This window comes from Neobacillus vireti, assembly GCF_001026695.1.
Classification (GTDB): domain Bacteria; phylum Bacillota; class Bacilli; order Bacillales; family Cytobacillaceae; genus Neobacillus; species Neobacillus vireti.
In genome coordinates this window covers 1-20,434 of record NZ_LDNB01000002.1, presented here as the reverse complement: position 1 = coordinate 20,434, position 20,434 = coordinate 1, and the positions used below count along the sequence as shown (strand labels likewise).

Here is a 20,434-nt window from a genome sequence, read left to right as displayed (position 1 = left end):
TCTTTACGAGGGCTACCACAAGTCCCGCTAATACATCAGGCCGCAGCCTTCAGCTTTGCTTTTTTCTTCCGTTTTGCGTTTTTCTTACTTTTCAAGATGATGATCTTCTTAGGAGATTGGAGAAATTGTTTTCTATCGAGTCCTTCAAAGGCACCAAATACATGTTTCCGAACAATATTGAAAGCCCCGTTTTACGTCGGCGTGTATTTGAATCTCTGATCCAGTGACTTTGTAAAAAGCTCTTTTGACTCGTTGTCCGCTAAAAGGTGTTTGGTGTACTTCACCAAATGTCGGAATCGGATCCTTTGTTATAAAACATGACTTGGATGTGTAGCTTTCTTCGCGGATAATGACCTGAATTCCTTTGCGTTCGGCTTTGTAGCGAATCATGTCAATCAATGTTGTGTAGGGGATTTGGATGAAGGTCTGTTTTGCTGATTTTCTCATGTTTACGTCTAATTTCCACCCGGGATTTTTACCAATAATGATGGTATCGATGTCTCTTTCTACGGCAATAGTAACCACTTTAACACTTGCCTTGTGTAAGAAATCCATCACTCGGTTGTTTCTTTTTCGGTCCAATGCAACCAAACGGTTCGTCGTAAATACGCCTTCTTTGGGACTCTTTCCGTTTCGAATGATACTCATGTAATTGGCTCGTAATTTATTGTAGTATTGATTGATGGATTTTAACCATGTGCCCTTGATAAGCAGAGGTTTAAGCCCCGTGTTATCGACAATAGTTGCCAGGTTATCTACTCCTAAATCAATACCCATTACTTTTTTCGGCTCGAAAATGAATTTATTGATTTGTTCTTCTGTTCTTACAATCGCCTTTTCTTGCGGTTCAGCTTTGAAAACGACTTCCACAACATATTGACCATAGGAAGGTACGATTCGAACCTGTTGCAGCTTTCCTTCTGAAAGAGCTACCTTTCCTAATTTCAGTTGAAATCTGGTTCCCGGTAACTTGAGAACATTTCCTTCCTTAATTTCTGTTATTTGATTCGTTAAATAACACGTTGTTCTGCTTGTTTTTGATTTATATTTAGGAATCTTTGGTTTACCCGAAAAGCAGCTTGGATTGATTTTATATTTTTTTGACGCTTTAAAAAAACTCTTCCAATCATCAAATACCTTTTTCATTGTTTGTTGATTGGACTGAGACGGCATGGAAGTGTAATCAACCTGCTTCATGACTTTAAACAAGGCCTCAACAAAACTATACCCAATGAATGATTGATCTTTGGTTGGCATTTTAAAGAGTTTTAGCTTCGGTTCTATTTCTTTACCCTTTTTATCTATTTTCTTAGGTTTTACCATTTCCTTTTCATAGTGTTTCTGTCGAATTTCATTCATTATCGGTAAATATGTTTCGATATCCAACAGAACTTGTAGTTGATTTTCATTTTTCTTTTCTACCTTCAGAGCTGTATATACCTGTCGAACGTAGTAATTTGTAATGTTGTACAAATTTTTGGCTTTGAAGCAGAGAGAATCACAATATTCGAATAGTTCATGATCGGAATGGATTTGTATTTTATAGGCGCTATACATTCTTTTCACCTCCTCATAAAGGAACTTATGTTCCCATTATATCAAATTAGTTAAAAGAATACAAAGTATTTTCCCATATCAAAAACTTAAAAAACAGCTTATATCCCCGTATCTAAAGCTAGGGGTTTTACGCTGCTTTCTAATAAAATTTCTCTCAATCCGTTCATAATTTCGGACAGCTTCGACTTAATTTTCAGAAATACTTCTCTTTACATCAGTAGATTACTTTTATAAAATGAAGTAATAAATAAATATGGTGAATTATGGTGGAGTCTGTCAAAACGGGCTCCTTTTGTACTTTTTTAAGACGCCAATTAAATTCTTAGGAGAAGAGGTCAGTAAATGTCAACGCAAGCTATCAGCGCAATCGGCGTATTTCTTATCACTTATGCCTTTATCGTCACTGAAAAGATTCACCGCACCATAATTGCCATGACCGGCGGAATCATGATGGTGTTACTAGGAATTATCGGGCAGGAAAAGGCACTCCAACATATTGATTTTAATACACTGGGATTACTGACTGGAATGATGATTATTGTCGCTATTACCGCCGAGACAGGTCTGTTCAAATACATAGCAATATGGGCAGCTAAAAAAGTGAAAGGAGATCCATTAAAAATATTAGTGGTCTTAGGAATTATTACCGCCCTTGGTTCTGCCTTTTTAGATAATGTCACAACAGTTCTATTAATGGTTCCAGTTACCTTCAGCATCACCAGACAATTACGAGTGAATCCGATCCCTTTTTTAATTACTGAAGTTATTGCTTCAAATATTGGGGGAACTTCTACACTTATCGGTGACCCGCCGAATATTATGCTCGGCAGTGCGGTAAAAGAGCTTACCTTTATGGCGTTCATCAACAACCTAACGGCTATTTCATTCTTTATCCTATTTGTTAATATCGCAATATTGGCTTTCATTTACCGAAAACAGCTTCGGACATCTGCCGAATTAAAGGCAAACCTTATGGATATGGATGAAAAAGAAGAAATTACTGATAAAACCCTTTTAAGGAAGTCTTTATTTGCACTTACTGTCACTATCTTAGGCTTCTTTCTGCATCAACTGCTTCACATTGAGTCGGCAACCGTGGCATTAACTGGGGCTTTTCTGTTACTTCTCTTAACCGGTGAAAAATATTTGGATAAGGCATTTTTGAAGGTTGAATGGACAACCATATTCTTCTTTATCGGTCTTTTCGTTCTTGTCTCGGGATTGATTGAAACTGGGGTTATTTCAAAATTAGCAGATTACTCCGTTCACCTTACCGGAGGAGATGTAAAATCGACAGCGATTTTAATACTGTGGGTTAGTGCGATTGCATCCGCATTTATTGATAATATACCGTTTGTCGCTACAATGATTCCAATGATTAAAGATATGGGGGAACTTGGAGTCAGTAATTTAGAACCGCTATGGTGGAGCTTATCACTGGGTGCCTGCTTGGGCGGTAACGGTACGTTAATTGGGGCCAGTGCTAACGTGATTGTTGCAGGGCTTGCCGCAAAGGAAGGTCATTCGATTACGTTTGGTAAATTCCTATTAATCGCCTTTCCTTTAATGATCCTTTCCATCATCATTTGTACGGTGTATATCTACTTGAGATATTTAATTTAGGAGGTTACCGATGATTATAGATTATAAATATGACGAAAAGCTTCTCGAACTGAAGGAAATAGCTAACGAGGATGATATTGAATTCTTGATTACATTATTTGATAGTGAGTTAAAGAAAAGACTAATAAAAGTTCGCGAGTTTTTTGAGGACAATAAAATCTTATCCGATATCCATTATTACATTCATCCCAACAACAAGTATCAAGTAATTGTTAGAAAAGATTTTTATAATGAATTTTTGATTCAACTATTTAGGCAGGAATTGCTGCAGGAGATTAAATGGAGATAAACATTCGGCTGCCAAATTACTGGCAGCCGTTTTTATGTCGAATTATTATTTTTTTGTCATATATATCAAATACATAGTATAATTGGAATGCTTTACAATTATTTAAGAAAGCTATTATCGCACAATACCAGAAGCACTTCAATTTGATTTCAGGAGAATTTACATGTTAAGAGATTTTATTTCGAATGCTACCCTTTTAATTGCTTCCTTCTCAATGATGGGAGTGTTATTTAAAGATAAACCGTTACGCTTTTCCTCACCTCTATCATCTAAACTGCTTTGGGGACTTTTTTTCGGGGCCCTTGGTAATATTCTTATGTTGTTTAGTATTCAAATAAATTCCGGAAGCATTGCGGACTTACGACACTTAGCCATCGTTATTGCAGCCTCATTTGGCGGATATATTCCTGCAATCATTGCATCTGTTATTATTGCGATTGGAAGATTCATCCTTTTCGGCTTTAGTAATGCTGCCATACTCCCAGCAATTGGGGCATTATTAATTGGACTGGTTTGCGGAGCGATATCACCGCTTCGGCTTTCTCGCACATTAAAGGCCTTTGTTATGAATCTTTGTGCTTTGTTAATTCTATCAATTGTCTTTATTATAAAAATTGATGATTCACAAACCCTTAAAACTCTTTTAACCATTCATTATCTTATTTCATTAACTGGCGGTTTTATCGCGTATCACTTTTTTGTATTCGTTGTGGATTCAAATGAAGCACAATATAAATTGAAAGACACTGAAGAACGTTTTCGCTTAATTGCAGAATATTCTAGTGACATGATCACGATGCACAATGAAAAGGCAGAGTATATTTATATTTCTCCAGCAGTAAAAGAAATCATCCATTATGAATATCCAGAATTACTAGGGAAAAAGATGGAGAATTTTATCCATCCTGAAGATGTCGAACGTACGAATGAAATGTTCGATAAGGCACTCCATGAGGGTGTTGCTGGATCAACCTACAGGTATCGTTCAAGTTTGGGTGACTATGTTTGGATTGAATCGACGCTAAAGAGCGTCCACTTCGAAGAAGACGGCAGCAAAAAGGTCATTATCGTATCCAGAAATATTACCGAACGGAAACTAACAGAACAAAAATTACAAGAGGCCAATGAGCTACTAAATCGACTCTCCTATATGGATGGTTTAACAGGTATCTCAAATAGAAGGTATTTTGATGAAACGCTTTCAAATGAATGGGCTAATTCGATAAAATCAAATTCTCCTATTACATTAATCATGTTTGATATTGATTACTTTAAAAAATACAATGATACTTACGGTCATCCTACTGGAGATTTTTGCTTGCAGACCATTGCCGGAGCCATTAAAAGTAAAATTAGCGATAACTCAGATAATACTTTGTGCCGTTATGGCGGGGAAGAATTTGCGTTGATCTTGCCTTCTACTAAAACAAAAGATGGAATGAAAGTAGCACAGCACATTCAGGAGACCATTCAGTCACTTAGAATACCTCACACCAGCTCAAAAATTGCTGATACCGTTACACTAAGTATTGGTCTTGCTACCATCGTTCCCAATTCATCAGCAATACCCCAGGCGTTAATAAAAATGGCTGATTCAGCCCTTTATTTATCTAAAACAAATGGCCGAAATACCATCACAGCCTATCAATAAAGTACGGAGGGATTGTTCATAGATAATCCCTCCTATTTATGAACAACTGGGCAGAACGCCCTTTTTTTTTCTTACTATTTAGCAAATTTTGTTGTATCTTTTTGAAAATACATGTAAAATTTCCCTATCAGGCCATGGATGGTGAAGTTAATGGAAATTACAAAACACCTTTTCTTAAATCTCTCCATATTAATCATTCTATTATTTTTTGGCTTTATCTTTCTCGAAAAAAATAAAAAATTCACCTTGGCTAAATCCTCAATTATATTATTTTTTTTCGTTATGATATGGATCTGTATTCAATTCTCCTATAATCCGATTTCTTATGCAAGGTATGATCTAAGAAGTATACCATTGGTCATTGGTGCTCTTTATCTCGGGATTGGTCCAATTCTTGTTGTGGCAACAATTGTTATCAGGAGTTTCTACGGAATTGATGAAGGCTTTTACCAATCAATCATGCTTTATGTTCCATTTTCTATTGCCGTATGGCGGTTATATCCTTGGTTCATAAAGCAGCTGCCCTTGCGCCGGGTTTTCATTTCTATTTGTTTTGGCATGGTGATTGGTGCCCTTACAGTTTTCGGGATGGAACTGGGCAATGACAACTCCTATTGGCTGGATGCTTGGTTTGCTTACCTTGTTATTCCGGCAGGCGGAATTGGGATTATTTCCTATTCAATTGAATATTTCAAAGAGAATATTCAATTGAAGCAACAGCTAATTAAAGCAGAGAAGTTAAAAGCTGTTGAACAAATGGGAGCTGCCATTTCCCATGAGATTCGAAATCCACTGACAGCCGCGAGCGGATTTGTCCAGCTGCTCGAAGATGATCATCTTTCAAGGCAGAAAAGAAAAGAGTACTTGACTATTGTAAGAGAAGAACTACGTTCAGCTGAAAGGGTAATTCAAGATTATTTAACTTTTGCCAAGCCCTCAATTGAGATGTCAAAGGAGATTAATGTAAAAAGTGAACTAAGGCAAATAATCAAACTACTCCAGCCACTAGCTAATAAAAATTCGGTTGAAATAGTAACGGATTTTTCAATCATTGGTTTTATAACAGGAGATCCACAAGCGTTTCGCCAATGCTTTGTCAATGTGATCAAAAATGCGATTGAGGCAATGCCAAATGGCGGTTATTTAACAATCTCAACCGAATATAGTCAGAATTATGTTACAATTATTATCAGAGACACAGGAATTGGAATGTCGAAAGAACAACTCGAACGACTAGGAGAGCCTTTTTATTCAACAAAAGGGAAAAATGGCACTGGGCTAGGAATGATGGTTGTTTATAGTATTGTCCGTGCTATGGACGGTAACTTGCATGTAGAAAGTATTATGGGTGCAGGTACAACTTTTTATTTTGAATTTCCCGCCATTACGTCCATTAGCAAAAACAATTAAGAACCGACGGTGTTTTTCTTCAACCGCCGGTTCTTTATATTAAATATATATCATTGGACTTCGAGAATTATCCTGCTCCAGCGCCCTAGCGGCAAGACACCGCTGGCCAGTGAGTTTGCGCTTTTCTTATTTCCCAATAAACATTTGTGACCAATGTTTTCCTGCTTCTTCAAATCCTACCCCAATATGAGTATAATTTGCGCTGAGAATATTTTTTCGATGTCCTTCACTATTCATCCAAGCAGTTACCACTTCTTGCGGCGAGGGTTGTCCTTGGGCAATATTTTCTCCCGCAGATTTATATGTCACGCCAAAATCTCTCATCATGTCAAACGGGGAGCCATAAGTTGGACTAGTATGTGAAAAATAATGATTTTGCTGCATATCTAGCGCCTTCTTTTGTGCAACGCTGTTCAACTGAGTATCTGCTTTTAACGCCGGAAGCCCATTTTTACTTCGCTGTGTATTGGTTAAATCGATGACCTGTTGGACAAATTGACTAACAGTTCCAGTCGCTGGTGCGTTGGATTGTGTCTGTCCAGGCTGCTTTGTTCCTGGCGTTTGCTTTGGTGCTGCTGGTGCTGGTTGTGTTTGCTTCGGCGCTGCTGGTGCTGGTTGTGTTTGCTTCGGCGCTGCTGGTGCTGGTTGTGTTTGCTTTGGAATTGGTTGTGTCTGCTGCGGCACATTATATTGTACCGGTTCTTTGGCTGTTGGTCTTTGCTGCTGATAATACGATGGAGCTTGTTGAACTACGCCTGACTGAAACCCATTTCCTTGACTTGGATCAATGGTAATAAATTGATATTTCGCATCTTTTATTAACACAGCCCTTGTGTGAGGATACTGATCGCTGTTCATGGTTGTTTGATAAGCTGAAATCATATCATCGTTTTTTCTGTTATTATCTTTTACATTAAAGAGATTTAAATCATCCCGTCCTCGATAACGGTCATTCACAGTAAATGGTCCATTATTGTCAATTCCGTTATTATAACGAACATCAAGAGGATTGTTTCGGTTTGTATTCATCCCTATCCTATCGTTTGTATGGTCATTAAGATTATTTTTATTGTTGGTATTACAAGCAGCAAGTCCCATTGTCAAGATCGCTGTTAATAAGACACCGACAGGTTTTTTTATCAAGCTAACTTCCTCCTTTTGAAAAAAAATTTCTTACTTTATTATTTTTCTTTTGTTCAGGAGAAAGTATGAATGGTAATAAACGTCTTAAGGACCAATATCACTATGATCGTTTCATCTGAATCATAAATTTGTAACGGTCCGCACGGTATACTGATTTCACAAATTCAACAGGAGTACCATCTTTTAGAAAAGAATTTCTTTGGATTAGCAGTACTGGTGCCCCTTTAGTGATTTTTAAATATTTTGCTTCGTCTAGACTAGCAATTGACGACTCGATAATTTGTGAGGCGCTGTCAATGCTTAGGTCTAATTGATTTTCAATATGCGCGTATAAAGATTGGTTCACAATTTGTTCGGTAATACCCTTAATGAGATTCGCTGAAATATAATTAGTTTCTAAGGCCATTGGTACCCCATCTGCTAAGCGAATTCGTTTGATATCATAGACTGGATCATCTTCGGAAATAGATAGCTGTGCGGAAATCTGACTTGTGGCCGGAATAATCTTCAAGTGAATCAGTTCGCTCCCCGGCTCCAACCCCCTAGCTTTCATATCCTCCGTAAAACTTGTCAAACCTTGAAGCGTTTGTTCAATTTTCCGCTCAGAGACAAAAGTTCCCTTTCCTTGGATACGATGTAGATATCCCTCATTGACTAGCTGTGTGAAGGCCTGTCTCACTGTCATTCGACTAATTTGGTATTTCTCTGCATATTCTCTTTCTGCTGGCAATGAATCTCCAGGTCTTAACTCACCTTTTTCAATTAACTGTTTAATGTGTTCTTCCAGTTGATAATAAAGCGGAATGGGGGAATTCTTATTAATCATTCTCCTCTTACACCTTTCTGAATTAACCCGCCAGATACGGGATTTTGAATATCTTATTTAAAGGAACAATATTTCAGGGGCTAACCCGTTAATCAGCAACTGCCGCTTTATCCGCAATTATCGTAACATGTGGATGATTTTTCAAAATAGATGCAGGGAATTTTTCATCGACATGACCGTTCATAAGTTTTTCCAGTGCTTCTTTTTTACTTTCCCCGGAAACGAGGAGCAAAATTTCTTTACTTTTCATTATGGTTGAAATCCCCATCGTGATTGCCATTGTAGGAACTTCCTCCAATTGGTTAAAAAATCTTGCGTTTGCTTCAATTGTAGAGGGAGCTAAATCGACAATATGTGTTTTGGATTGAAAGGATGTCCCAGGCTCATTAAATCCAATATGGCCATTACTGCCAATTCCAAGGATTTGTAAATCAATTCCTCCGTTTTCTGCGATTAATTCTTCATAACGAAGACATTCGGTTTGCATATCACCAACATCTCCTTGTGGGACATGTGTTTTCTCTTTGTTAATATCAATATGATTGAAAAACAAGTCATTCATGTAATAGCGGTAACTATTCTTATCTTCACCTGATAGTCCGATGTATTCGTCTAAATTAAAAGTGGTTACGTTTAGATAAGATGTCCCGTTGTTTTGATAATCTTCGATTAAATGTTTATAAGTACCGATTGGTGTCCCACCTGTAGCTAAGCCAAGTTTAATACCTGGAACTTTCGTTACCCTGTCGATAATATATTCAGCAGCCTTTTCACTCATTTGCTGATAATTGTCTACTTTAATCATTTTCATTTTTATCATCCTTTCTAAAAGCGGTTAATCCGCGGCAAATGGTCATATAGACCTCCATATTATCATCGATAATAACGATATCTGCATCTTTCCCTACTGTTATACTGCCTTTCCGATCATAAATATTCAATTGTTTGGCAGGATTCACAGCTGCCATTTGAATAGCCTCCATAAGGGAACAGCCTGTATAGGTCAAAGTATTTTTCACAGCATGTCCAAGCTTCAAAATGCTTCCTGCAAGTGTTCCGTCCTCAAGAACTGCCTTCCCATCTTTTACGGTAACTTCTTGACCACCGAGGTCATATTGGCCATTTTTCAAGCATTTTGCCCGCATCGAATCTGTAATTAAAATTAACCCCTCGCTCTGTTTTTGTTTGAAAGCGAGCTTTACCATTTCTGGATGAACATGGACCCCATCGACAATGATTTCAGCGATTAATTCATCGCGCAAAAAGGCGGCACCAACCACACCTGGTTCACGATGGTGTAATCCTCTCATTTGATTAAAGAGATGGGTAACGTGATTTGCACCTGCTTCAATTGCTTCGTTTACCTCTTCAAAGGTTGCATCTGTATGACCAATTGAAGCAATGATTCCCTCTTCCTTTAAATAACGAATCATTTCTAATCCCCCAGGCCGTTCGGGTGCTAAGGTGACAAGTCTAATATTTCCTTTTGTCAGCTCCTGCCACTCCTTAAATAAGGCAAGATCTGGGTCGATGATATGTTGGATTGGCTGTGCGCCTGCTCTTTTAGCGTTCACAAATGGTCCTTCAAGATGCAGACCAAGTATTTCAGCTTTACCCACAGATTGCTGACCTTCGATATAGTGTCCGGCATTTATTAATGCCCGTTCAATTTGTTTCCCTTCTTGCGTTATAGTGGTCGCTAAGAAGCTAGTTGTTCCTTCTTTAGGGAGAGCTCTGACCATTGTATCAAGCGCTTCCTTTGTCGCATCCATTGTATCGGCTCCATTAACTCCATGAATATGAACATCGATAAAGCCTGGAATTGCCTTAAAGCTGGCTGGAAGTTCAATTACTTCACATTCATCTTCATTTGTTAGCTGATCGATTGATCCTATTTCCATTATTTTTTGGCCTTTTATGCGCACATATCCTTTTTCAATCATATTTTTTTCTGTATAAACTTGGATTCCTTTAAGTAAAATAGGAATATCTTTCAAGGTCATCTTTATTACATCCTTTCGGGTTATACCTTAATCTTAACATTAGCGGTGTATAGTAGTCTATACCAATAGTCAGACCAAAAATTGGCAGGTGTGAGGCACCTGCCAATTTTTCTTTACGCATTCAAACTTGTTTCTTCTTTTTGAAAGAAGCTCTTCATCGCATGAAAAACATCTGCTTTTTGTTTGAGAATATAATAGCGGAAATGTTCATCCTTGATGTTCTTGTAAGCAGACATTAAGGTCGAATGGCGGTTATACTGATTGACCTCACCATATCCGAACATATTCGATACCTTCATTAATTCTTCGACTAATTTCACACAGCGGGCATTATCCGATGTGAGATTATCACCGTCTGAAAAGTGGAATGGGTAAATGTTGAACTTTCGTGGGCTATATTTGGCATCAATGATCTCCAGGGCTTTGCGGTATGCGGATGAACAAATCGTTCCACCGCTTTCTCCTTTCGAAAAGAAGTCTTCCTCAGAAACAACCTTTGCCTCAGTATGATGGGCAATAAACTCAATTTCGACCGTTTCATACTTTGTTCTTAAGAAACGGGTCATCCAAAAGAAAAAGCTGCGCGCCATATATTTTTCCCATATTCCCATACTTCCGCTCGTATCCATCATTGCGATGACTACTGCTTTCGAATCTGGTTTCACGATTTCATTCCATGTTTTGAATTTCAAGTCATCCTTATAAATCGGGTGAAATGCCGGTTTTCCACTCATGGCATTCCGTTTAAAAGCAGACATCATCGTCCGTTTCTTATCAATATTCCCCATTAAACCCGTTTTGCGGATATCGTTGAATTCAATGTTTTCAACTAAATGTTCTTGCTCTTCTTTTCTTTTAAGATTTGGAAGCTCTAATTGCTTAAATAATGCTTCCTCCAGCTCCATTAATGACACTTCTGCCTCAAAATAATCCTCACCGGCTTGATCCCCTGCTCCTTGGCCTTTGCCTGGTCCTTTCTGCCCGCTTGAGCCGTCACGTGCCACTACGTCCCCAACTTGACTGTCACCGTTTCCCTGGCCCACGTGTTTGTTTTTGTCATAATTATACCGAATTTTATATTCGTCCAATGAACGTATTGGAATTTTAACAACATCCCGGCCATTTGACATGATAATGCTCTCTTCTGTAATTAAGTCTGGAAGATTGTTGCGTATTGCCTCCTGGACTTTTTCCTGATGCCGCTGCTGGTCATCGTGGCCTTTACGGTGGAGGGACCAATCTTCTCTTGAAATGACAAATTGATGGTTGTTAACAGACAATGTAAACCCCTCCTTATCAAATTATTCAACTTCAAACTGCACACTTTTGAATCACTAACATACAATAACGCGAATGAAAAAATTAGATAAAAGATAGATTACTTTATCCTATGCAGAAACGAAAAATAATTTACAAAGAATTTCGACAATTGGTTTTTTGCCTATTAAATTTGGACAGGATATACGAAAAGCGCAAGCGCCCTGGTCAGCGGCGTATGGCCCGGAGCGCTCCAACTGAAGGAAACACGGNGCTTCGCTGCCCGATGTTGACTTATCGTAGGGCGGAGAGCGAAGGACATTAGCCGCTAGGGCGCTGGAGCTGGACAATTCTCAAAGTCAGAATGCGTTCTTATCTTTTTAAAAAATAGGACTGGCAGATTCGTTCTGCCAGTCCTCACTATATTAACCCTCAATTATCTATTTAATAGGCTTCCGACATATCTCAGCAATTCATTTGCTGATGTCGAGTTGTAGCCATGTTCGTCAATTAACCGGGCCACAACATTATTGATTTTCTTCAACTGTTGTTCGTCAGGCGTTTTTGATGAGGTGGTAATCTTCACTACATCTTTTAAATCAGCGAACAGCTTCTTCTGGATCGCCTCACGCAGGCGGTCATGGGAGTTATAATCAAACCTTTTACCTTTTCTAGCAAAGGCTGAAATTCTAATTAATACCTCTTCCCTGAAGGCCTTTTTCGCATTTTCAGAAATACCAATTTGTTCCTCAATCGAGCGCATCAGTTTTTCATCCGGATTGATTTCTTCCCCAGTTAACTGGTCACGAAGCTTTGATTTATTGCAATATGCCTCAACATTGTCCAGATAATTATCCATTAATGTTTTTGCCGACTCTTCATACGAGTAGACAAATGCTTTTTGAACCTCATTCTTGGCAATATTATCATATTCTTTTCGGGCTAAGGAGATATAATTCATATATCGTTCCCTGAGCTCAGCCGTTATTGACGGATGTTGATCCAGCCCGTCTTTAAGAGATCTTAAAACATCTAGAGCATTAATAGAAGGCACTTCTTTTCGAATGATAGTGGATGAAATTCGGTTTATCACATACCTCGGGTCAATCCCGCTCATGCCTTCATCTGGATATTCCTTTTTCAATTCATCAATGTCTGCCATATTAAACCCTTCCACGCTTTCACCATCATAGAGGCGCATTTTCTTCAACAAATCAACATCGCCTTTTTTCGGTTCCTTAAGTCGTGTAAGAATGGTAAACATGGCTGCCACCTTTAACGTATGCGGGGCAATATGAACATCAGATACATCACTTTCGTTGATCATCTTTTCATAAATTCTCTCTTCTTGAGATGCCTTTAAATTATAGGGAATTGGCATAACAATAATCCTGGAATGGAGCGCTTCATTTTTCTTATTAGAGATAAAAGAGCGATATTCTGTTTCGTTGGTGTGCGCGACGATCAATTCATCAGCACTAATTAACGCAAACCTGCCTGCTTTAAAGTTCCCTTCTTGTGTTAGCGACAGCAAATGCCAGAGGAATTTCTCGTCACATTTTAACATCTCCTGGAACTCCATCATTCCCCGGTTCGCTTTATTAAGTTCGCCATCGAAACGATAGGCCCTTGGATCTGATTCCGACCCAAACTCCGCAATCGTTGAAAAATCAATACTTCCTGTTAAGTCGGCAATATCCTGTGACTTAGGATCGGATGGACTAAACGTACCGATTCCTGTTCGTTTATCTTCTGAGAAGAAGATTCGTTCCACTAATACGTCCTCAATACGACCGCCATATTCTTGTTCAAGCCGCATCATGTTCAGCGGTGAAAGATTGCCTTCAATCCGAATCCCATACTCCTCATGGAAATCCTTGCGTAAATGATGTGGAATTAGGTGAAGTGGATCCTCATGCATCGGACATCCTTTAATAGCAAATACAGAGCCTCTATCCGTGAGTGAATAGGCTTCTAGCCCTCTTTTTAGCATCGTGACAAGCGTGGACTTTCCCCCGCTTACCGGACCCATTAACAGTAAAATACGCTTTCTTACATCAAGCCTTTTTGCTGCCGGATGAAAGTATTCTTCAACAAGCCGCTCAAGTGATTCCTCTAATCCAAATAATTGGTTGCTAAAAAACTCATACTTCTTCGTCCCTTTTTCTTCGGTGATTCCAGCGTCCTTAAGCATATTATAAACCCGTGAATGCGCAGATTGTGCTACCCATGGCTTCTCTTTCAACAACTGTAAATAATCAGCAAACGATCCTTCCCAACGGAGCTTTTCCTCTTCTTCACGAAACATCTCGATTTTTTTTAGAATATCCATTTATACCCTCCCCTGTAGCTTAATCAGAGACGATTAATATACTCTATGCACCTATAGACTTGAACATGCGTGACCCAAATGAGTTACTGTCTATCTTTTTTGTTACAATAAAACGAATCTTGCCCTTTTCATTTTTGAAAGTTAGGCTATAATAAAAATATATATATACATCCATAATGAAAAGTTGTATGACGAAGGGGGCAATACATAACATGAACACTTTCATTGTTATTTTAGTAATGATTGCATTCTTAGCAGCAATCTTCACTTCAGGTTATAATGATAAGCCAGGCTCAACTAAATAAGTACGAAAAAAGCTGCCGTAATCAGGCAGCTTTTTCGTTTAGGTTAAATGAGCGTAGTTTTGCTGGCGCAATGCCTCGTAAATGAGAATGGCCGCCGTATTAGATAAATTTAAGGAACGAATATGATCGGTCATCGGAATCCTTAGTGCAACATCTTTGTTTTTTTCAATAACATCTTTTGGGAGTCCCGTTGTTTCCCGGCCAAATATAAAATAATAATCTTGGCTTGGATCACTATAATCAAAAGTACTATGTGGCTTATTCCCGAATTTGGTTAGATAGAAAAATTGACCACCAGCATTTTTTTGATAAAATTCATCTAAGGAATCATAATAAACGATGTTTACATATTGCCAATAATCCAATCCGGCTCTTTTTAACATCTTATCATCCGTTGAAAAGCCTAATGGCCGAATTAGGTGCAAAGTGGTATCTGTACCGGCACAGGTCCGGGCAATGTTCCCCGTGTTAGAAGGAATTTGTGGTTGATATAAAACTACATGAATGGACACGAATTTCACCTCATAAGAAAAGCGCAAGCCCCCTGTTCAAAGGCGTCTCGCCGCTAGGGTGCTTGCTCTAGACAATTATTAAAACTCTAACAAGAATTATACCACTTTCCTTCATCCGTTCAAGGACTAACAATTATTCATCGACAATGGTAAAAAACTTATATTTGATATTTGGAGTATAGGCAGAAGAATCCTCATAGGCCCAGTACCTCATCCTGCTGTTATAAGTATGGGCATTAACTAACGGCTCCCCATTTGCATCTTTGCCCGTAACAATCGTATTATGATTGAATCGCCCGTCCCCTTCAAAATCGTAGCAAATGACATCTCCTAATAACAGCTGATCCGGACTGCTCACTTCTCTTGCTCTTAAGCCGATTTTGGAATTAGCCAAGTACATGCGCAATGAATGGGCCATCGTCCAGCTATAGCTCCAGTTTTTATTTTGCAGCCACCACCCACTCCCACGATTCGGAAATCCCCTCATCGGTGCCCCGCCTGCTCGAACACATTGGGAGATAAAGTTCGTACAATCATTTTCAAACCTTTTATAGGCGGGATTATAACTATTCCACCAGCGCTCCGCGTACTGCACCGCCCTTAAGCGATTATATTGATAGCTTAAGCGCTCTTCATCACTATCAAAATCAGGTATAGCAGTGGTCGCATCGTGTTCTTGATACTCTGGTTTTATTTCCTCGTCCGAAACCAACACGTCTTTATAAAACTTGGCCACTCTTATTTCCACTTCTTCTTCCATATAAAGAATACCCTTTTGTTTTATTAAGTATTGATAATGGGCAAGGTATTTAACGGTTTGAAATTCTTCTTCGTCCGATTCTTCCATGATTCTGCCGGCTGCTTTCACTTTTACAATTTCTGCGGATCTCTTGGCAAACGCCTGTTGCTTTTTTTCAGCCTTTGGAAAAAAAATCTTGTGACTTCTTTTATCAGAGACAAATTGTTGTACCCTCGTATCAAATAGCTTCTGAAACGATTTATTCACAGCCTTCCACTCCTCTCAATTCATACATATGAGAGAAAGGAGAATTTCAAAACTAACAAGAGTTGCAGCTTCCAACCCTTTAGCTGTAAAACTTTAATCCTTTTTCGATTTCAGTTAGCACATTTTTATCTGATTCACTGCTTAGTGCACTTTTTAAGGCAATTAAAGCCGTTTCGCCGCCAATTTTTCCAAGCGCCCAGGCAGCCGTCCCTCTCGAAACAGGACTAGCTTCATTTTCTAGGACCTCAATTAAGTTAGGCACTGCTGTTTCATCCTTAAAATGGGCGAGTGCCATGATGGCATTCCTTTGAATTGGCTTCTTCCCTCTCCAGGATCCTGATACATCGCCAAACTGGTTTTTGAATTCACGGTTACTTAATTTTAATATCGGCTTCAATAATGGTTTGGCCACTTCTGGATCTGGTTCCATTTCATCATGGAAATGAAAGTTCTTCCCTTTATTGTGCGGACAAGCTGTTTGACAGGAGTCACATCCATAGACACGATTGCCAATCTTATCCCTAAATTCATCAGGAATAAACCCTTTCGTTTGTGTTAAAAAGGATATACAACGCTGGGCATTAATCTGTCCCCCCTGCACCAAAGCACCTGTCGGACAAGCCTCCAAACACTTTGTACAGGACCCGCATTGATCCTCAATTGGCGTATCCGACTCAAATGGCAGGCTGGTTATCATTTCGCCAATGTATACATAGGAGCCAAACTCCGGTGTTATAATGGCACAATTCTTTCCGCTCCAGCCAATTCCCGCTCTTTCAGCGACGGCACGGTCAGAAAGCTCCCCTGTATCGACCATTGATTTCAACCGTGCATCTGGTTGCTTGGTGATGATGAATTCTTCCAGCTTTTTCAACCTGTCTTTAAGAATATGATGATAGTCCAGCCCCCACGATGCCCTGCTAAAAATACCCCTTCGTTCTCCCTTTTTCCCTTCCACACGAACAGTCATTTTGGAGGGATAAGCGAGTGCGATTGAGATAATTGACCGTGGCTCCTCTAGTAATAATCCAGGTGTAACCCTTTTATCAATATCAGGTTCTTCAAACCCCGATTGAAAACCAAGTTCCTGCTGTCTTATTAACCGGTTTTTCAACTCAGTGAATGGGTCAGCAGAAGTAAATCCAATTTTATCAATTCCGATTTCTTTACTATAAGCAATTAGTTCTTGTTTTAACATTTTTACATCCAATGTCTTAACCCCCTTTCCAACTTATTTCATCTATTAAAGTTGTTATATTATTAGTAGCACATCTATTTATGATAAACTATTTTCAATCAATTTTGGAGGTGGAATGGTTGGAAATTCAACTTTCATCGGAAATAATCGAGCAAATCTCTAACTTTAAGCTAGGGGTTATTGAATACAGAAATATCACGGTTGGGGATTCACCACAAATGCTAAGAGGAAGGCTCCAGCTTTTTCAAGAGTCAATTTTCTTTGATTTGGAGAATAAACCTGTTACAGACCTGCCTGGCATCCATGAATGGCGAGGCATTTTTAAAAGGACTGGTAAAGACCCAAATCGCTATCGTCCTTCTGTTGAAGCACTATATAGAAGAGTACAAAAGCAAAATTATCTTCCTTCCGTTCAAAGCGCCATTGATATCAATAATTTTTTCTCACTGCAATATCAAGTACCGATTGGAATCTACGATCTAGATCGGTTACAAGGATTAGTAGAAATTCGCATTGGTATTAAAGCCGAGGAGTACACAGGATTAAATGGGAGAAACAATTCGTTGGAACGCCTCATTGTTTCTTCTGACCAAAAAGGACCGTTTGGAAGTCCTTTTGTCGATTCTGAAAGAACACCTGTAACTTTTGAAACAAAAAATGCTTTGCAAATCATTTATTTAAGACCCTCAACTGATTTGGAAAATGCTAAAAAGCTAACGGAATCATTAATGAACATGTTTACACAAATACACGGCGGAGAAGCTTCCTTCCGTATTCTTGGGTGCCAATAAGGCATCTTTTTTTGAAAATGGGGCGGATCATCCTAAAAAAGAAAAAACGCAATGCATCGTTCTCCTATGTAACGATACACTGCGTTAGTTAATATGTATGGGTGATGGGAATCGAACCCACTACATCAGCTTGGAAGGCTGAGGTTTTACCAGTAAACTACACCCGCATTGGTTTAAATGTGTGACAATTTTATGAACCAACTGACCTCTATAATGATACATATCTTTTTTACAATCGTCAAGAGGAATTTGCGAATTTTGTCGAATGATATTGCATTTCTACGCTTGTTTGTTTACTTCTTTATCAGGGTTAATAAATGACTTTCTCGGGAATATTTGCTAATCTAGTTTAAAAGCCAATCTTTATCGATTGAGGTGAGAATGATTAAACGTAAACCGATCATTATTGCTATTCTTATTTTCCTAGTTATTGTGATTGGTTTAACTGCGATGTTTTTTACCAAGAATAGCACGATGACAACTAAGGAACTGCCAGTACAACAACTGGAACGATCGAATATTAATGAGGGGATAATAGGAAAATACATCTCTAGTAACCATGAATATTGGAATAATGCGCTATGTTGGGGAAGAAGCGAAAAATTTAGTTTTGCTGCCTTTCAAAATCAATATGACAAGTACAAACAAAATCTAACTGAAATAATTAATGGGGTTGATAATCCAGATTTAAAAGCGGATTTTCTGCAAGCTCAAGAATTACTTGAAATTGCCAATGAAAAGAAGGATGTAAAGTACTTGATCCGTGTACATAGAATTTTTCATGATTTAGATGTGAAATATAACGGATATGCAACTAGTGATTATTTTGGTATAACACAATACGGAAAGAAACATTAATCGAGCGGAAAACGCTCGGTTTTTCTTTTACTCCACTCGGTGAGTTAATATCGGATAATTCTTCAATGGATAATTTGTTTGTTCGCCGTTCCTTTTTTTGATTCTCCTTGCTTAATGAAAGATACATAGACGATATTTCAGTAAAAATTGTAATATTGACAAATAAAAAACGCTCCTTACAAAAGTGTAAGAAACGTTGATTTCATCGCATTGGCAAGCGATGAGATGATACCGGTGGTCGGGGTCGAACCGACACTCCTCACGGAACACGATTTTGAGTCGTGCGCGTCTGCCAATTCCGCCACACCGGCATATTAAAATGTTAGGTAAAGCATGTGCCGAGAACCGGAATCGAACCGGTACGGTAGTCACCTACCGCAGGATTTTAAGTCCTGTGCGTCTGCCAGTTCCGCCACCCCGGCGAAATCTAAATACCTATTCTTATCCATACTTGGCAGTTTCTTATGGAGGCGGCAACCGGATTCGAACCGGTGGTAAAGGTTTTGCAGACCTCTGCCTTACCACTTGGCTATGCCGCCATATGTTGGAGCGGAAGACGGGATTCGAACCCGCGACCCCCACCTTGGCAAGGTGGTGTTCTACCACTGAACTACTTCCGCAAATTGGCTGGGCTAGCTGGATTTGAACCAACGCATGTCGCAGTCAAAGTGCGATGCCTTACCGCTTGGCTATAGCCCAATAATGAATATTAATGGGGCGACTGATGGGAATCGAACCCACGAATGCCTGAACCACAATCAGGTGCGTTAACCACTTCGCCACAATCGCCACAATATAAAATTGGCAGGGGTAGTAGGAATCGAACCCACACCAAAGGTTTTGGAGACCTTCGTTCTACCTTTAAACTATACCCCTAAAAATGGTGGAGGGGGACGGATTCGAACCGCCGAACCCGGAGGGAGCGGATTTACAGTCCGCCGCGTTTAGCCACTTCGCTACCCCTCCACATATAATACTCCATTGTCAGCTTAAGGTGCCGACGAGAGGAATTGAACCCCCAACCTACTGATTACGATTCAGTTGCTCTACCAATTGAGCTACATCGGCAATCAATTTAAATGGTGGCTCAGGACGGAATCGAACCGCCGACACAAGGATTTTCAGTCCTTTGCTCTACCGACTGAGCTACTGAGCCAACAAATGGCGGTCTGGACGGGACTCGAACCCGCGACCTCCTGCGTGACAGGCAGGCATTCTAACCAACTGAACTACCAGACCGAATTGCGGGGACAGGATTTGAACCTGCGACCTTCGGGTTATGAGCCCGACGAGCTACCGGACTGCTCCACCCCGCGACAATAAAAATAAGTAGAAATGGTGGAGGATGACGGGATCGAACCGCCGACCCTCTGCTTGTAAGGCAGATGCTCTCCCAGCTGAGCTAATCCTCCAAATGGTGACCCCTACGGGATTCGAACCCGTGTTACCGCCGTGAAAGGGCGGTGTCTTAACCGCTTGACCAAGGGGCCATATCTTTAATAATTTAATGGCGGAGAGCAAGGGATTTGAACCCTTGAGACAGGGTTACCCGCCTACACGATTTCCAATCGTGCTCCTTCGGCCACTCGGACAGCTCTCCATAAAAATGGCTCCGCAGGTAGGACTCGAACCTACGACCGATCGGTTAACAGCCGATAGCTCTACCACTGAGC

The 20,434-nt window shown here is 39.6% G+C and carries 16 protein-coding genes and 16 tRNA genes; 6 read left to right on the top strand and 26 right to left on the bottom strand.

The features are described from left to right. Positions 1-144: 144 nt before the first annotated feature. Positions 145-1,557, bottom strand: a complete 1,413-nt coding sequence (locus tag AA980_RS00395; RefSeq protein WP_053005472.1) for an RNA-guided endonuclease TnpB family protein — start codon at positions 1,555-1,557, stop codon at positions 145-147. Between the two features lie 342 nt (positions 1,558-1,899). Here AA980_RS00395 and AA980_RS00390 point away from each other — a divergent pair, with 342 nt between their 5' ends. From AA980_RS00390 to AA980_RS00375, 4 genes are all read left to right on the top strand, one after another. Further along, complete coding sequence (locus AA980_RS00390) at positions 1,900-3,180, top strand: ArsB/NhaD family transporter (protein WP_024030298.1); 1,281 nt, start codon at positions 1,900-1,902, stop codon at positions 3,178-3,180. Between the two features lie 10 nt (positions 3,181-3,190). Beyond that, positions 3,191-3,469: a hypothetical protein gene (locus AA980_RS00385; RefSeq protein WP_024030297.1), complete on the top strand. Its 279-nt coding sequence runs from the start codon at positions 3,191-3,193 to the stop codon at positions 3,467-3,469. 163 nt (positions 3,470-3,632) lie between these two features. Continuing rightward, positions 3,633-5,120: a GGDEF domain-containing protein gene (locus tag AA980_RS25595; RefSeq protein WP_024030296.1), complete on the top strand. Its 1,488-nt coding sequence runs from the start codon at positions 3,633-3,635 to the stop codon at positions 5,118-5,120. A 150-nt stretch (positions 5,121-5,270) separates the two neighbouring features. Next, positions 5,271-6,530 (top strand): sensor histidine kinase, encoded by a 1,260-nt coding sequence (locus tag AA980_RS00375; protein WP_024030295.1) that lies wholly within the window; start codon positions 5,271-5,273, stop codon positions 6,528-6,530. Positions 6,531-6,656: 126 nt separating this feature from the next. Here the strand turns inward: AA980_RS00375 and AA980_RS00370 are convergent, their stop codons facing one another. The 9 genes from AA980_RS00370 to queG all read right to left on the bottom strand — a co-directional run bounded on the left by AA980_RS00370 (position 6,657) and on the right by queG (position 17,124). Then, complete coding sequence (locus AA980_RS00370) at positions 6,657-7,673, bottom strand: CAP domain-containing protein (RefSeq protein WP_024030294.1); 1,017 nt, start codon at positions 7,671-7,673, stop codon at positions 6,657-6,659. Between the two features lie 100 nt (positions 7,674-7,773). After that, positions 7,774-8,499, bottom strand: coding sequence for a phosphonate metabolism transcriptional regulator PhnF (phnF, locus tag AA980_RS00365; protein ID WP_024030293.1), 726 nt, complete (start codon positions 8,497-8,499; stop codon positions 7,774-7,776). An 88-nt stretch (positions 8,500-8,587) separates the two neighbouring features. Beyond that, positions 8,588-9,310, bottom strand: a complete 723-nt coding sequence (gene nagB / locus AA980_RS00360; RefSeq protein ID WP_024030292.1) for a glucosamine-6-phosphate deaminase — start codon at positions 9,308-9,310, stop codon at positions 8,588-8,590. Next, positions 9,297-10,502, bottom strand: coding sequence for an N-acetylglucosamine-6-phosphate deacetylase (gene nagA / locus AA980_RS00355; protein ID WP_024030291.1), 1,206 nt, complete (start codon positions 10,500-10,502; stop codon positions 9,297-9,299). Before nagA ends, nagB begins: the two co-directional genes overlap by 14 nt. A 113-nt stretch (positions 10,503-10,615) precedes the next feature. Next, positions 10,616-11,782 carry a sporulation protein YhbH gene (gene yhbH / locus AA980_RS00350; protein WP_024030290.1) on the bottom strand — a complete coding sequence of 389 codons (1,167 nt, stop codon included), beginning with the start codon at positions 11,780-11,782 and terminating at the stop codon, positions 10,616-10,618. A gap of 413 nt (positions 11,783-12,195) precedes the next feature. Continuing rightward, on the bottom strand, positions 12,196-14,091 hold the full coding sequence (locus AA980_RS00345; protein ID WP_024030872.1) for a PrkA family serine protein kinase: 1,896 nt from the start codon (positions 14,089-14,091) through the stop codon (positions 12,196-12,198). 343 nt (positions 14,092-14,434) lie between these two features. Continuing rightward, entirely contained in the window at positions 14,435-14,908 is a 474-nt protein-coding gene (gene trmL / locus AA980_RS00340; RefSeq protein WP_024030873.1) for a tRNA (uridine(34)/cytosine(34)/5-carboxymethylaminomethyluridine(34)-2'-O)-methyltransferase TrmL, read from the bottom strand. A 133-nt stretch (positions 14,909-15,041) separates the two neighbouring features. Beyond that, positions 15,042-15,914: an amidase domain-containing protein gene (locus AA980_RS00335; protein WP_024030874.1), complete on the bottom strand. Its 873-nt coding sequence runs from the start codon at positions 15,912-15,914 to the stop codon at positions 15,042-15,044. A gap of 79 nt (positions 15,915-15,993) precedes the next feature. Beyond that, positions 15,994-17,124, bottom strand: a complete 1,131-nt coding sequence (queG, locus tag AA980_RS00330; RefSeq protein ID WP_024030875.1) for a tRNA epoxyqueuosine(34) reductase QueG — start codon at positions 17,122-17,124, stop codon at positions 15,994-15,996. A 107-nt stretch (positions 17,125-17,231) separates the two neighbouring features. On the opposite strand from queG, the gene AA980_RS00325 reads away from it, so the two are divergent. Then, positions 17,232-17,903 carry a B3/B4 domain-containing protein gene (locus AA980_RS00325; RefSeq protein WP_024030876.1) on the top strand — a complete coding sequence of 224 codons (672 nt, stop codon included), beginning with the start codon at positions 17,232-17,234 and terminating at the stop codon, positions 17,901-17,903. A 96-nt stretch (positions 17,904-17,999) separates the two neighbouring features. Here AA980_RS00325 and AA980_RS00320 read toward each other — a convergent pair. Then, positions 18,000-18,070, bottom strand: a tRNA-Gly gene (locus AA980_RS00320). A 214-nt stretch (positions 18,071-18,284) separates the two neighbouring features. On the opposite strand from AA980_RS00320, the gene AA980_RS00315 reads away from it, so the two are divergent. Continuing rightward, positions 18,285-18,761, top strand: coding sequence for a hypothetical protein (locus AA980_RS00315; protein ID WP_024030877.1), 477 nt, complete (start codon positions 18,285-18,287; stop codon positions 18,759-18,761). 229 nt (positions 18,762-18,990) lie between these two features. On the opposite strand, the gene AA980_RS00310 is transcribed toward AA980_RS00315, so the two are convergent. The 15 genes from AA980_RS00310 to AA980_RS00240 form a co-directional block, all read right to left on the bottom strand. Next, positions 18,991-19,072: transfer RNA gene (locus tag AA980_RS00310), tRNA-Leu, on the bottom strand. A gap of 25 nt (positions 19,073-19,097) precedes the next feature. After that, a tRNA-Leu gene (locus AA980_RS00305) sits at positions 19,098-19,183 on the bottom strand. A 43-nt stretch (positions 19,184-19,226) separates the two neighbouring features. Further along, positions 19,227-19,300 (bottom strand) — tRNA-Cys (locus AA980_RS00300). A gap of 6 nt (positions 19,301-19,306) precedes the next feature. Continuing rightward, positions 19,307-19,381: transfer RNA gene (locus AA980_RS00295), tRNA-Gly, on the bottom strand. A gap of 4 nt (positions 19,382-19,385) precedes the next feature. Next, positions 19,386-19,460 (bottom strand) — tRNA-Gln (locus tag AA980_RS00290). A 14-nt stretch (positions 19,461-19,474) separates the two neighbouring features. Further along, positions 19,475-19,550, bottom strand: a tRNA-His gene (locus AA980_RS00285). 13 nt (positions 19,551-19,563) lie between these two features. Beyond that, positions 19,564-19,637, bottom strand: a tRNA-Trp gene (locus AA980_RS00280). Between the two features lie 5 nt (positions 19,638-19,642). Next, a tRNA-Tyr gene (locus AA980_RS00275) sits at positions 19,643-19,727 on the bottom strand. Between the two features lie 29 nt (positions 19,728-19,756). Continuing rightward, a tRNA-Thr gene (locus AA980_RS00270) sits at positions 19,757-19,829 on the bottom strand. A gap of 12 nt (positions 19,830-19,841) precedes the next feature. Beyond that, positions 19,842-19,917: transfer RNA gene (locus tag AA980_RS00265), tRNA-Phe, on the bottom strand. Positions 19,918-19,923: 6 nt separating this feature from the next. Continuing rightward, positions 19,924-20,000, bottom strand: a tRNA-Asp gene (locus AA980_RS00260). Between the two features lie 3 nt (positions 20,001-20,003). Continuing rightward, positions 20,004-20,077: transfer RNA gene (locus tag AA980_RS00255), tRNA-Met, on the bottom strand. A gap of 20 nt (positions 20,078-20,097) precedes the next feature. Then, positions 20,098-20,173 (bottom strand) — tRNA-Val (locus AA980_RS00250). Positions 20,174-20,176: 3 nt separating this feature from the next. After that, positions 20,177-20,251, bottom strand: a tRNA-Glu gene (locus tag AA980_RS00245). An 18-nt stretch (positions 20,252-20,269) separates the two neighbouring features. Beyond that, positions 20,270-20,361 (bottom strand) — tRNA-Ser (locus AA980_RS00240). Between the last annotated feature and the right edge of the window lie 73 nt (positions 20,362-20,434).

Bases quoted from the DNA above. Each gene is read 5' to 3' on its own strand.
- AA980_RS00395 (WP_053005472.1), bottom strand. From the start codon at position 1,557: ATGTATAGCGCCTATAAAATACAAATCCATTCCGATCATGAACTATTC.
- AA980_RS00390 (WP_024030298.1), top strand. From the start codon at position 1,900: ATGTCAACGCAAGCTATCAGCGCAATCGGCGTATTTCTTATCACTTAT.
- AA980_RS00385 (WP_024030297.1), top strand. From the start codon at position 3,191: ATGATTATAGATTATAAATATGACGAAAAGCTTCTCGAACTGAAGGAA.
- AA980_RS25595 (WP_024030296.1), top strand. From the start codon at position 3,633: ATGTTAAGAGATTTTATTTCGAATGCTACCCTTTTAATTGCTTCCTTC.
- AA980_RS00375 (WP_024030295.1), top strand. From the start codon at position 5,271: ATGGAAATTACAAAACACCTTTTCTTAAATCTCTCCATATTAATCATT.
- phnF (WP_024030293.1), bottom strand. From the start codon at position 8,499: ATGATTAATAAGAATTCCCCCATTCCGCTTTATTATCAACTGGAAGAA.
- nagB (WP_024030292.1), bottom strand. From the start codon at position 9,310: ATGAAAATGATTAAAGTAGACAATTATCAGCAAATGAGTGAAAAGGCT.
- nagA (WP_024030291.1), bottom strand. From the start codon at position 10,502: ATGACCTTGAAAGATATTCCTATTTTACTTAAAGGAATCCAAGTTTAT.
- AA980_RS00345 (WP_024030872.1), bottom strand. From the start codon at position 14,091: ATGGATATTCTAAAAAAAATCGAGATGTTTCGTGAAGAAGAGGAAAAG.
- AA980_RS00315 (WP_024030877.1), top strand. From the start codon at position 18,285: ATGATTAAACGTAAACCGATCATTATTGCTATTCTTATTTTCCTAGTT.